11 protein-coding genes and 1 riboswitch are annotated in these 11952 nt (G+C 48.9%); of the genes, 7 read left to right on the forward strand and 4 right to left on the reverse strand.

All coding sequences use genetic code 11. From position 1 onward, the window contains the following. Positions 1 to 229: 229 nt before the first annotated feature. The 4 genes from nhaD (at position 230) to lysC (ending at position 4588) form a co-directional block, all read left to right on the forward strand. A complete protein-coding gene (gene nhaD, locus C2M24_RS05405; protein WP_105199849.1) occupies positions 230 to 1477 on the forward strand; it encodes a sodium:proton antiporter NhaD in 1248 nt (415 codons plus the stop codon). 207 nt (positions 1478 to 1684) lie between these two features. Next, positions 1685 to 2191, forward strand: a complete 507-nt coding sequence (locus tag C2M24_RS16075; RefSeq protein ID WP_199775692.1) for a 2-dehydropantoate 2-reductase N-terminal domain-containing protein — start codon at positions 1685 to 1687, stop codon at positions 2189 to 2191. Beyond that, positions 2161 to 2682, forward strand: coding sequence for a ketopantoate reductase C-terminal domain-containing protein (locus C2M24_RS16080; protein ID WP_233999501.1), 522 nt, complete (start codon positions 2161 to 2163; stop codon positions 2680 to 2682). The genes C2M24_RS16075 and C2M24_RS16080 overlap by 31 nt, the downstream gene beginning before the upstream one ends. Positions 2683 to 2971: 289 nt before the next feature. Next, positions 2972 to 3144: riboswitch (Lysine riboswitch) on the forward strand. Positions 3145 to 3223: 79 nt separating this feature from the next. Beyond that, a complete protein-coding gene (gene lysC, locus C2M24_RS05415; protein WP_105213574.1) occupies positions 3224 to 4588 on the forward strand; it encodes a lysine-sensitive aspartokinase 3 in 1365 nt (454 codons plus the stop codon). Here the strand turns inward: lysC and C2M24_RS05420 are convergent. After that, on the reverse strand, positions 4557 to 5261 hold the full coding sequence (locus C2M24_RS05420) for a 4'-phosphopantetheinyl transferase family protein (RefSeq protein WP_105213575.1): 705 nt from the start codon (positions 5259 to 5261) through the stop codon (positions 4557 to 4559). The two genes, lysC and C2M24_RS05420, sit on opposite strands and share 32 nt — an antisense overlap. Before the next feature lie 92 nt (positions 5262 to 5353). Here C2M24_RS05420 and C2M24_RS05425 point away from each other — a divergent pair, with 92 nt between their 5' ends. Further along, positions 5354 to 6676: a sodium-dependent transporter gene (locus tag C2M24_RS05425; RefSeq protein WP_105213576.1), complete on the forward strand. Its 1323-nt coding sequence runs from the start codon at positions 5354 to 5356 to the stop codon at positions 6674 to 6676. A gap of 78 nt (positions 6677 to 6754) precedes the next feature. Here C2M24_RS05425 and C2M24_RS05430 read toward each other — a convergent pair whose 3' ends face one another. Together C2M24_RS05430 and C2M24_RS05435 are read right to left on the reverse strand one after the other, a co-directional pair. Further along, positions 6755 to 7735 carry a 2-hydroxyacid dehydrogenase gene (locus tag C2M24_RS05430; RefSeq protein ID WP_105213577.1) on the reverse strand — a complete coding sequence of 327 codons (981 nt, stop codon included), beginning with the start codon at positions 7733 to 7735 and terminating at the stop codon, positions 6755 to 6757. After that, on the reverse strand, positions 7701 to 8213 hold the full coding sequence (locus C2M24_RS05435; RefSeq protein ID WP_105213578.1) for a glutathione peroxidase: 513 nt from the start codon (positions 8211 to 8213) through the stop codon (positions 7701 to 7703). Before C2M24_RS05435 ends, C2M24_RS05430 begins: the two co-directional genes overlap by 35 nt. 95 nt (positions 8214 to 8308) lie before the next feature. Here C2M24_RS05435 and C2M24_RS05440 point away from each other — a divergent pair, with 95 nt between their 5' ends. Beyond that, positions 8309 to 9193, forward strand: coding sequence for an NAD(P)-dependent oxidoreductase (locus C2M24_RS05440; RefSeq protein WP_105199855.1), 885 nt, complete (start codon positions 8309 to 8311; stop codon positions 9191 to 9193). A gap of 30 nt (positions 9194 to 9223) precedes the next feature. Here C2M24_RS05440 and sbcB read toward each other — a convergent pair whose 3' ends face one another. Beyond that, positions 9224 to 10669 carry an exodeoxyribonuclease I gene (gene sbcB / locus C2M24_RS05445; RefSeq protein WP_105213579.1) on the reverse strand — a complete coding sequence of 482 codons (1446 nt, stop codon included), beginning with the start codon at positions 10667 to 10669 and terminating at the stop codon, positions 9224 to 9226. Between the two features lie 549 nt (positions 10670 to 11218). Here sbcB and C2M24_RS05450 point away from each other — a divergent pair. After that, the gene (locus C2M24_RS05450) at positions 11219 to 11929 is read left to right on the forward strand and encodes a hypothetical protein (protein ID WP_105213580.1); all 711 of its coding nucleotides are present in this window, start codon (positions 11219 to 11221) and stop codon (positions 11927 to 11929) included. Positions 11930 to 11952 lie beyond the last annotated feature (23 nt).

The raw sequence follows: 11952 nt of genomic DNA on the forward strand, positions 1-11952 counted from the left end.
TGTATTTGGTTGACAAAAAATATGTAAAGAAATTGTCACTTACAACGAATTGGTAATAGCTCCTTGGGCATATGAATGTTAGAATTCGCGCCGCTTGCAGACTGTAATTGTCTGCAATTAACCCATGGTATCGCTAAGTTTGTTATTTGTACATCTGGGTGTAATTTGTACCACCAATAAACTTAGCCGTACTTTTTTAAATCGCTTGTCGCAAGGAATAATACTCAAAATGGTCAGTGCGCTCATCTTGACGCTCATTGCCGTGGCGTTTGTGCTTATTGTTGTGGAAGACGTCATCCATGTAAATAAGGCTAAAACCACGCTTTTTTTCGGCACTTTGTGCTGGATTATCCTCTTCATCTCGCCCCTTCACGGTCATTCCCTTGATCATATCAAAGATGAACTTAATGAGAACATTTTAGAAATAGCGACCCTGTGGCTGTTTTTAATGGCGGCTATGACCTTTGTTGCCTATCTCAACTCTAAAGGGTTCATTCAAAATTTGGTACAAAGGGTACTGCCAAGTAAGATTAGCGAGCGCAAGCTGATGTTCCTTATTGCTGGTTTTGCGTTTTTATTCTCATCGATTTCCGACAATATTACCGCGACCTTAGTATCGCTGGCTGTGGTGATGTCGTTGAAACTTGATGGCCGCAAGCTGGTAAAATACGCGACCTTGATTATCTTTGCGGTTAACTCCGGCGGCGTGTCGCTGATCACAGGTGACGTAACCACCTTGATGATCTTCTTGGCCGACAAGGTGACCATAGGCAATCTGTTGTTATTGATTGCTCCAGCAGCCTTTAGCGTACTGGTGCTGGCGACCTTGTTATCTATGAAGATGCGCGGCACGGTGACCTTTTCTCTAGGCGAGCGCAAACCCATAGAAAAAACCGACATTACCATAGCGGCTATTTTCCTTTCGACAATCGTCGGCACCCTGACCATGAGTGTGCTGTTTCAAATTCCGCCCCTGTTGACGTTTTTATTCGGTCTATCGCTGATGTTCCTAACGGCGCAATTCTTGATGCGCAAAAAGGACGTAAACAAGCAGATCATCGACTATATCCGTGAGATTGAGTACGACACCTTGTTGTTCTTCGTGGGTGTATTGTTACTGGTTGGCGCTCTAAAAGAAGTGGGCGTGCTGGCCCAGTTTACTCATCTGTATGAGGTGTTAGCGCCAAGTCAGGCCAACTACCTGATGGGTCTACTGTCGGCAGCGGTCGATAACGTACCTTTAACCGCGGCACTGCTTAAAGCAGATATTCATATGGATACGCAAAACTGGCTGGCATTTACCTATGCGACCGGTGTTGGTGGCTCCATGTTAGTAATAGGCTCGGCGGCGGGTATTATCGCCATGAGCAAGGTGCGCGATTTAACCTTCGGTAGCTACCTGCGTAATAGCTTCTATCTTTTGATAGCTTATTCTGTGGGTTATGTCGGCGCTTTCTACATGGGTTCATTCGTGTAACGGCGACAGCATCCGCATTTTCTTTAAAGACCATCTGGGCTTAAACCCAGGTGGTCTTTTTGTTTCTGCCGAGCGCTTAAGAAGGCTTTTGGGCTGATAAATACACCTTGGTACAATAAAAACAGTGCCTAGCATTGCCGCGTACTTAAACTTACAGCACTATGAACATATCAGGTAACTTATTGACCAGATTAATAAAGGTGACGTATGCGTATTGCGGTTTTTGGTGCCGGTTCAACGGGGTGCTATTTGGGCGCGTTATTAAGCGCGGCACAGCTTGATGTATCCCTGATATGCCGGGCACGGATTAAAGATGCCATTATTGCTAATGGCGGCATTCATATCAGTGACTACCAGGGGCTGGATAAAACTGTGATGCCGGATGAGCTTATCACAGAGCCTGGCGAGCAGCTGTTTGATGTGGTTTTTGTCACTTTGAAGTGCCATCAATTGCCCCAGGCACTGCCCCAACTGCTGGCTATAACCCATAAGTCTTCCGAGCTGGTATTTATGCAAAATGGCCTAGGTAGCTTTGAGGCAATTCAAGATAGGCTAGCGGAGCGCACCTGTGTGTTTGGCATTACCCCGTTTAACGTATTGCAACAGGGCGCGCATTTTCATAAGGGCACCGAGGGCGAATTTGTATTTGCTAAAACCCCAGGCATGGAGCATATCCCAAGACTTTGCGTGAGCACGGCTTTAACTGCGAATTAAAGGCGCAGATGACGCCAGTGATCTACGGCAAGCTGCTGTTAAACCTCAATAACGCCCTCAATGCGGTGGCGGATATGCCAATCAAGCAGGAGCTGGAAAATAAAGCCCTAAGACGTGTGTTGGCGGCGGCCATGAAGGAATGGCTGGCGGTATGTAAGGCCATGAACATTGAGCTGGCGCAATTTACCAAGGTTAAACCTGCCTTAGTGCCCCGAGTGTTGAGCTTACCCAATTGGTTATTTAGGCGCCTTGCTTCGGCCATGCTGGATATCGATCCCAAGGCGCGCTCGTCCATGTGGGAAGATATTCAGGCGGGACGCAAAACGGAAATCGCCTATCTCAACGGCGCCGTGGTCGCACTTGGTCAGCGCCACGGGGTAGCCACTCCCGTAAATTCGGCCATTGTTGCCTGTATTGAAAAGTTAGAGCGGGGCGGTGTTGTTAAGCTTGGCGATTTGCTGCTGGCCAGGAATACCAATTCACTTAAATAGCTAATCATTCTAGCGGGCTAAATATCATGCTCACTGTGTTGGAATTTTTCGATGTACGCCTACACGGATGTAGGCGGTAGAGCGGCGCAGGAGCCAAAGCCGAGAATAACTACATAAGAAAAATTCCGCCTTGTGATCATATCATTTATCCAGCGCTATCTCTGATCACATACTTAACAGAATTGGTATAAGCAAAAATTAAGTGCCCATGCTCGACCTAAGGGTGATTGACATCCAGCCATCCAAACGTTAAATTCCTAGCTCGGGTTTGCGGCTCATGTCGTAAATCTGTAGCAGAAGAGGTGCGATAGCTAGGTAGTAGACGCGAGGCAGACGTAGGCCAACGACCGTTTATGAGGGAGACTATCGCCGAGGAAGTACATTGCTCGTCACAATGGCTTTCGGTTCTTGAGGCTGAATCCTCGGAACTGTCACCTGTTTGGGTGGAGGGCTTCTGGCAATGGACATACCTTTCTTTTAGTCTTGCCAAGTTCTCCTGATTGTATTTGAAAAATAAGCTATTTTTCATCTCGGAGAGAAAATGAATCAGGAATTTACCGTCGCCAAATTCGGCGGCACCTCAGTAGCCGATCATGCAGCGATGAGCCGTTGCGCCGATATTATTGCTGCCGACTCACACGTGCGCATCGTGGTTGTTAGTGCCAGCGCCGGGGTTACCAATCATCTGGTGGCCTTGTGTCAAACTGGGCTTAGCAATGAAGAGCGCCAAGCGCATATTGATGGTGTTATTGCCATCCAACTCAATATTATTGAGTGCCTGAGTCTGGATGCGGATCTTGCCCATGGCTTCGATACTACCCTCAATGATTTTAAACACAGCGCCTCGCACTCTACGCAAAACGTGCCACTAACCAATGTCCAGCGCGATGAGTTGCTTAGTTTCGGCGAGCGTTTATCTTCGTATTTATTTACCCAGGTGCTGCGTGATAAAGGCGTGGCCTCAAGTCGCTTCGACGTGCGCTCGGTACTTAAAACCGACAGCCAGTTTGGTAAGGCGCAACCGGATATCACCCAAACCCGAATTAGGGCTCAGGCTGAGTTGGTGCCACTGCTTAGCGAGCAGGTGGTGGTGACTCAGGGCTTTATTGGCTCAGATGAATACGGTGAAACCACCACCTTAGGCCGTGGCGGCTCGGACTACAGTGCGGCCCTGTTGGCGGAGGCCTGTGGTGCCAGTAATATTCATATTTGGACCGATGTAATAGGTATATACAGCACAGATCCGCGTTTGTGTAATAAGGCCAAGCCGATTGCCCATCTGACCTTTGACGAGGCCGCGGAAATGGCAACCTTCGGCGCCAAGGTATTACACCCGGCGACTATTTTACCGGCTGCGCGCAGCGGTATTGGCGTATTTGTGGGCTCCAGCCAGGACCCGCAAGGGGGTGGTACCTGGATTGAGAAGGTGCCCAGTAGTGAATTGATCGCCGGCGTACGGGCCGTGACTCAGCGCAAGAACCAGCTGCTATTGACGCTGAAAAGCCCGGAAATGCTCTTGGCCAGTGGTTTCTTGGCGCGGGTGTTTACTATTCTCAGCGAATATAAAATTTCGGTTGATCTGGTCACGACTTCTGAGATCAGCGTTGCTGTTACCCTGGATAATGCGCCGAACGCCAGTCGCCCCGAGCTTGATCAGGAAGCGCTGGAGCGTTTAGGTGAGTTTTGTCATGTCAGCGTGGAAACCAATCTTGCCTTGGTGGCCCTAATTGGCTCTGAGATTCAGCTGCGCCAAAGCGAGCTAAATCTAATGCGGGTGCTGAGCGGCTTTGATATTCGCCTGATCTGTCATGGCGCTTCAAAGCACAACCTGTGCTTCTTGGTAGAGCAAGGACAATCGGATCAGGTGGTGCAGGCTATTCACCAGCAGCTGCTGGAGCAAGCCTGATCACTTCTACCTCGGTTTTGGCGGTGATCAAACTAAGATCAAATTGCCGCCATTGCTGACAATAAACCTGTGCCGGGCAGCGTTCAAGCAAGGGTAGTATAGGCTGGCTAAGCAGCGTACTGATACTTTGTTTAGCGGCCTTGGCATAGGCTTCTTTTAACGTCCACACTCGAAAAAAAGTATCGACGTTATTGCCTATATCCCGGGCTTCCACCTCAGGGTAAAAATGCGCCGCCAGCTTTTCAAAGCGCCGGTTTGCATCTCGCTTTTCGATATCCACGCCCAATAAAGATTGCTGGCCCTGAGTTATGGCAACAGCAATATGGCCGTGGGAGTGACTGATCACCACATTAATATCCAATAACTGCCCGTCGATAAACAGCTGCAGGGCTCGTTCCTGTTCGTTAAAAACACTCTGCCAACTTGCCAGTGGCGCCTGCGCGTATTGAGGAAACAGGCGCTGTGCCAGGGTCTTGATAAAATAGCGGCTACTTAGGTATTCGCGCTTGGCCTGGGGTTGTTTACGCCTGTTGAGCACCTCGAGTTCGCCTGGGTGCAGATGGGCTTCATCGAGCTCAATGGCGGCACTGAGGCTCAGTAAGACTTTTTCCGATATCGGCACAGATGGCGTGGTCTTTGGTAATGCGGGAAAGCGATAAGCTGCATTAAACATGGGATGAATGGTCCGATATGGTTGGCGGCGACTACTTTGTTAATGGTAAGTGTGGTTTAATAGCGGCAAAACAATAACAGATATCAATAAGAATGACGAATAATCGTGACGGCTTTCAAAGTCGCATAGGATTTGTGCTGGCGGCTGCCGGCGCCGCAGTGGGTTTAGGAAATATATGGGGATTTCCAACTCAAGCTGCAAACCACGGAGGCGGAGCCTTCTTACTTGTTTACTTTATCGTAATTTTTGCCCTGGCATTGCCGGCGCTCTTTACCGAGTTATATTTGGGCTATGCGGCGCAAGCCAACCCGGTGCAGGCGCTTAAACGTGCTTGGCATACCAAGGCTCCAAAACTAGGTGCCGGAGCCGGTTATCTTGGCCTTGGCGGCGCCGTGGTGATGCTGAGCTTCTATTCTATCGTTGCCGGTTGGATGCTGGCCCATGCCTTGGCACCGATAGCGCAAATGCTGGACCTGCCTAAGGTCGCCGAATTTCTAAGTAATGACTCCCTGGCTCGTAATCTGGTCTTTACACCCTTGATGCTGCTGCTGACCGCCAGCATTATTTTGCAAGGGGTGAAGTCCGGCATTGAGGCCTGGTCGCGACGCCTTATGCCCTTATTGCTGGTGCTCTTGGTGGGGCTGATCTTCTATATTGGCTCCCTTGATGGGGCGGCCGAAGGCTTTGCCCATTATCTTAAGCCCGACTTTGATAAAGTCTGGGATGCGGACTTAATCATTGCCGCCATGGGACAGGCGTTTTTCTCCCTGTCGCTAGGTGTGGGCTGTATGATGATTTACGGCTCCTACCTTAAGCCCGGCGCTAACCTTGGCAAATTAACCTTAAGCGTGGCCGCACTCGACACCTCGGTGGCATTTTTAGCCGGTTTGTTGATTGTTCCAGCTATTTTTGTGGCCAGCCATAACGGCGTTGAAGTCTTTGCCAACGGTAAGCTGATCGGCGAAGGACAGCTCATATTTGCGGTCTTGCCGCAACTGTTTGAAGCCATGGGCGCCATGGGCCTAGTGATAGCTTTAGCGTTTTTCGTGCTGATGTCTATTGCGTCTGTAACCTCAACCATTTCTTCGACCGAGATCCCGGTGGCCTTTTTGGTTGAAAATCATGATATGGACCGCAAGCGCGCGACTGCCTTGGTGACCTTAGTGGTAGCTATCGCGTCAGGCACCATCATTATGAACTTTGACTGGCTGTTTGGTTTGGTGATCCAAGTCTTTACCCAGTACCAGTTGCCACTGATGGGTTTGTTCTACTTCCTTACCCTGGGCTGGGTGTGGAGCCGCGGCAATAAACTGGCTGAGTCGAACCATCCGGGCATTAAAGCCCTGTTGTGGTATATCCGTTTGGTGTGCCCAATTTTGATGACCGCCGTGTTTATTAATGTAGCGCTGAAATAGTCCTACAAAGCCAACTAGAACGAAAAAAGGGATATGCTGTCATATCCCTTTTTTTGTGCCTGCTGAAAAGCTTAAGGCCTACATATCGAGTACCTGATTGGTCAGGGCCTCGCCCTTGGCGAATTGGCTGAGGTTAAAGTAAGTGGTTTCTACTATCTGTGTCAGTGCTTCCTGGGTAAAAAAGCCCTGATGGCCAGTGATCAACACATTCTTAAAGGTGAGCAGGCGGGCAAACACATCGTCTTGAAGAATTTCTTCCGATCTGTCTTTAAAAAACAATTCAGATTCCTGCTCATACACATCTAAACCCAAATAACCGAGTTTTCCGCTTTTTAGGGCGCCGATACAGGCCTTGCTATCGAGCAAGGCGCCGCGTCCTGTGTTGATCAGCATGACGCCGGGCTTCATTGCTGCCAGGGCGGACTTATCGATTATATGATGGGTTTGCTCGTTGAGCGGGCAGTGCAGGCTGATAATATCGCTGTTGGCCAGCAGTTCGCTTTGCTGCACTAGGGTAAAGGCACCTTTAGGGCTGGCGGGGTCGCATACCAATACCTTGGCGCCAAAGCCGTTTAAAATCCTCACCATGGCCTGGCCGATTTTACCGCAGCCGATAAGACCCACGGTTTTATTGTGCAGGTTAAAGCCAAGCAGGCCGTTGAGGTCAAAGTTCTCCTCCCGCACCCGGTTATAGGCCTTATGAATTTTACGCGACAGGGTTAAGATCAGCGCGATGGAATGCTCGGCCACGGCCTCCGGGCTGTAGGCGGGCACCCGGGCTACGGCAATCTTGTGCTTTTTCGCCGCCGCCAAATCGACATTATTAAAACCGGCACAGCGCAGTAAAATTAGGCCGACACCATAATCGGCCAGCCTGGCTATGACCTCAGCGCTTAGGGTGTCGTTGACGAATACACAAACGGCATCAAAGCCTTTGCTGAGGGAGCAGGTATGGGCATTAAGGCTGACATCGAAATATTGGATATCGACATCTGTTGGGCAGAGTTCATTAAATGCTGTTTGTTCATACCTTTGCGAGCTGAATAGGGCTAATTTCATCGAGTTGACTCTCTATTACCGATCTAAGTGTATCGGGCTTGGTGCGTGGTGCGTAACGATTTACCAGCTGTCCTTGAGAGTTTATGAGAAATTTAGTGAAATTCCATTTTATTGCCCGATTTTGGGCTATACCACGGGTATGCTCTTTAAGGTAGTTAAACAGAGGGTGGGCGTCCGGACCATTGACCATCACTTTGCTAAACAGAGGAAAGCTCACATTAAAGGTGTTTTCACAAAATTGTTTTATGGTGACGTTATCGGCAATTTCATGACGCCCAAATTGATTGCAGGGGAAGCCAAGAATAACCAGCCCCTGATGTTTATAGTCTTGATACACGCGCTCCAGTGCGCCGTACTGGTGGGTGAAGTTACAGCTGCTGGCGGTGTTGACGATCAGCACCACACGTCCTTGTAATTGTTTGAATGAATAGGGTTGGCCGTCGATAAGTGTGGCGTTGAAATGGTAAATACTATCCATTGAGTGCTCCCTTGCTAAAACCAGACGTTTTTAGCCTTTGCCTTTGATATACTGTGTGCGTTTTTTCGAGGCTAGCAGGCAAATAGGTCAGAAATATGTCAAAAAAATGTACCTTTATCGGTCTAGGGGTTATGGGCTATCCCATGGCGGGTCACTTACAACAAGCGGGATACGATGTTTGCGTGTATAACCGCAGCGCCGAAAAAGCGCAAAAATGGGTTGAGCAATACGGTGGACGCAGTGCGGCAACACCCGCACAGGCAGCCAGCGACGCCGAATTTGTATTCGTGTGTGTGGGCAATGACGATGATGTGCGTAGCGTGATTTACGGTGATGATGGTGCCCTTGCGACCATGGCGCCGGGCAGCTATTTAATCGATCATACTACCACTTCGGCGCTATTGGCCCGTGAACTAGGTGAAGCGGCCCAAGAAAAGCAGGTGGCCTTTATCGATGCACCGGTTTCCGGTGGTCAAGCGGGCGCCGAAAACGGTGTATTGACCGTGATGTGTGGCGGCGAGCCTGAAGCGTTTGCCGCGGTGCAGCCGGTGATGGCACCGTTTAGCCGTTTTAGCGAATTGCTCGGTCCCATCGGCAGTGGCCAGCTATGTAAAATGGTCAATCAGATCTGTATCGCCGGTGTAGTTCAGGGTCTGGCCGAAGGTTTACACTTTGCCAAAAAAGCCGGCTTAGACGGTGAAAAAGTAGTGGAGACCATTTCTAAAGGCGCGGCAGGCTCTTGGCAGATGGAAAACCGCTACAAGACCATGTTGCAGGGTGAATACGAGTTTGGCTTTGCCGTTGACTGGATGCGCAAAGACTTGGGCATCGCCTTGGATGAGGCGCGTAATAATGGCGCGACCCTGGCGCTGACGGCCTTGGTTGACCAATATTATGGCGATGTACAGGCCATCGGCGGTAATCGTTACGACACCTCCAGCCTGTTGGCGCGCTTGGAAAAGCTAAACCCTAGCGACTAAGCTGGGTTTGCTCTTACGCCCAGGCCGTTTTTACAGGCTTTGGGCATAATGATACAGGGCCTTGAGCACCGCCATATTGCGCTCATTGCCCTCGTTCTCATGCACCAGATTTTCAAGGCTGAGCATAAAGTCCTGAGCATTGATAGACGGGCTGTCTTCTCCGTGCATTAGTTTGTTCTGGCAGTATTTACGCCATGAATCCAGCTCCGCTGGGGTCAGGCTTTCCGGCCAGTTACGAGCGCGATAACGAAACAGCATGGTGGCGAATTTCGGGTCTTCAAAGTCCAGCTCCATGTTCCCCAGCTCCAGCGGTGAGGTGCTGCGGATCACATCGAACTTGGCCTTATCGCCATTGCTGATAAAGCCACTGTATAGTTGATAATCCACATTGGTGGTGGCGGCAAATTCACGGCTTTCATTAAATACTTCGGCCACCTTGTCACGCAACTCCGGATGCGCCTTTAAAAACTTCAAATGCTCCAGGCATTGCTCTCTGTCTATGCCCAGACGTTCGGCTTTTTCCGGCAACAGGGTTTTTGCCGGCGCGAGAATAGGGCACTTGTTTACATGCACCAGCTTTAAGCCGATGGGCGCCTGACCTTCGGGCAGCTCGTCACGGCGGGTATAAAGGTACTCGCGCAGCTGTTCGACGGATAAATCGAGCAAGGGCTGCGGATCTTGCGTCAGGTTAAAGCAGACCACGGCGTTTTTGTTGCTCGGATGAAAGCTCATGGGCGCAATCCAGGTGGTGCAGCCCTGCGTTGCCGGAATACGCGACGAGGTATGCACCAGGGGCGTCATATTGAATACGTCCACCATCTGCAACAGCGCTTTTTTATGGCGCAGGCCGAAAAAGAAGTTGTATAGCTTGGGCTGGCGCTCTTTAACCAGCTTGGCCAGGGCAATGGTGGCCTTAACATCACTTAAGGCATCGTGGGCATCGGCGTGCTCTATGCCGTTGGCCTTGGTGAGTTCTTCTAGGCGAAAGCTGACGCTGCCGTCTTCCTTACGCGGCCAGTTAATACCCTCAGGGCGCAGCGCATAGCAGGCGCGCACCAAATCAATAATGTCCCAGCGACTATTGCCGTTTTGCCACTCTCTTGCATAGGGGTCGTAGAAGTTACGATACAGTGTGTAGCGAGTGACCTCATCATCGAAACGAATACTGTTATAACCGGCCACACAGGTGTTGGGCTGGCTGAATTCTTCGTGGATCTTGGCGATAAATTCCGCCTCACTTAGACCGTGGCGCAGCGCATGTTGCGGGGTAATGCCGGTAACTAAACAGGCCTCTGGGTGAGGCAAATAATCCGGCGCCGGACGACAGTATTCAATCAGCGGCTCGCCGATAATATTCAGATCGAGATCGGTACGAATACCGGCAAACTGGCTCGGCCTGTCTTTTTGCGGGTTCGCCCCCCAAGTCTCATAGTCGTGCCAGTAGATTGTGGGCTGGTCGTTGTCGTTATGCGCCATTGTCGATCCTTTCGCCTAACTTGTCTGTAACCGCGTAACTGCATGTTACTTATGATTTCCGTCATTATTACATAGCAAGTCATAGTCACAAAGTGTGGAGTTGTGCTTGGCGGTGGGATTAGCAAGCAGTGATATTATCAGCGACTCATAATATGCCTGCCGCATACAAATTAGTGAAGCAACTCTGGATTGGTGGGATTACAGTTAAACGCAATAAAAAACCGTCAAAGTATTAACTTTATCAATGATGTCTATTGACAATAAATTGATATGTTGAAATGTTAAACGCTGATTATCAAGTAGATAATGATGAAAATTATAAAAGTATCTTATTAACTGTCGGCATTATTGCTACCAACAAGCAATGGAACATTTAAGTGTCGGAATGCATGTGGTGTGGACGGTGATGGAAATGTCACAGACGCATTGGGCGTAAAGTAGGAATGCTTATTGAAGAAGCGGACAAGATAGAATAAGCCGCTCTTAAAAAGATACATGATAAGTTACGCTGTATTATCATGTTTTCTCATTTCATATAAGGAAGTATTAATGAACCGTAAAACACCAGCCGTTATTCTAGCTTCACTTTTATTAGTTGCATTAGTGTTTTTAATCGCTTTTGAGTTCAATGAACAGCCGCCGGTTGCTTTGAATATTGTTGAACAGGATTTAAGTTCAAATATGCAATCGACTCATAAAGATAATGCCAGGAGCTCAGAGCTTTTAATCGAAGATACTCAGGATGGCAGTTTATCGACGCTTCAAAAAGTAAATAGCGAGGAACAACACCAGCTAAAGCCAGAAGATAACGACATTCAAACCAAAGACCAAGTTAAGCCTAGTCTTGATAGTTTTGATGAATTGATTACTGAAGCGGATGGAAAACTCTACATGGACTCGGCTCCCATCGACTCAATGGATAGAGAGCAGTTATCTTGGTTTATATCTAGCTTGCCTAACACAATGACCCAAGCTCGTTCGGTGGATGTTATGGAAAATCTTAATCAAGAAATTGTAAATTACGCTACCGAAGCTGACGGTATATTTATTAATGATATGCAATGCTCAGATATGATCTGCGGTGTTATGTTCGAGTCCAGAGACAAGTCGTCAGTAAAGACCGCATTATCTGAACTTTCATCTTCAGATTCATGTAATAACAATACGCATGGCGGTGTACTGAGAATTCTTGAGGAAAATGGAACTTTCTATGGCGTAATAGTGACACCAATTACAGAGTCAAATATTTTAATACGTTAAATGTCAATTATTACCAGCTAGGC

Source organism: Pseudoalteromonas sp. T1lg22, assembly GCF_002964645.1.
In the GTDB taxonomy this organism is placed as follows: Bacteria; Pseudomonadota; Gammaproteobacteria; order Enterobacterales; family Alteromonadaceae; genus Pseudoalteromonas.

What these genes read in the sequence shown, in the direction of transcription:
- lysC (WP_105213574.1), top strand. Translation starts at nt 3,224, where the DNA reads ATGAATCAGGAATTTACCGTCGCCAAATTCGGCGGCACCTCAGTAGCC.
- C2M24_RS05440 (WP_105199855.1), top strand. Translation starts at nt 8,309, where the DNA reads ATGTCAAAAAAATGTACCTTTATCGGTCTAGGGGTTATGGGCTATCCC.
- C2M24_RS05435 (WP_105213578.1), bottom strand. Translation starts at nt 8,213, where the DNA reads ATGGATAGTATTTACCATTTCAACGCCACACTTATCGACGGCCAACCC.
- C2M24_RS05450 (WP_105213580.1), top strand. Translation starts at nt 11,219, where the DNA reads ATGAACCGTAAAACACCAGCCGTTATTCTAGCTTCACTTTTATTAGTT.
- C2M24_RS05430 (WP_105213577.1), bottom strand. Translation starts at nt 7,735, where the DNA reads ATGAAATTAGCCCTATTCAGCTCGCAAAGGTATGAACAAACAGCATTT.
- C2M24_RS05420 (WP_105213575.1), bottom strand. Translation starts at nt 5,261, where the DNA reads ATGTTTAATGCAGCTTATCGCTTTCCCGCATTACCAAAGACCACGCCA.
- sbcB (WP_105213579.1), bottom strand. Translation starts at nt 10,669, where the DNA reads ATGGCGCATAACGACAACGACCAGCCCACAATCTACTGGCACGACTAT.
- C2M24_RS16075 (WP_199775692.1), top strand. Translation starts at nt 1,685, where the DNA reads ATGCGTATTGCGGTTTTTGGTGCCGGTTCAACGGGGTGCTATTTGGGC.
- nhaD (WP_105199849.1), top strand. Translation starts at nt 230, where the DNA reads ATGGTCAGTGCGCTCATCTTGACGCTCATTGCCGTGGCGTTTGTGCTT.
- C2M24_RS05425 (WP_105213576.1), top strand. Translation starts at nt 5,354, where the DNA reads ATGACGAATAATCGTGACGGCTTTCAAAGTCGCATAGGATTTGTGCTG.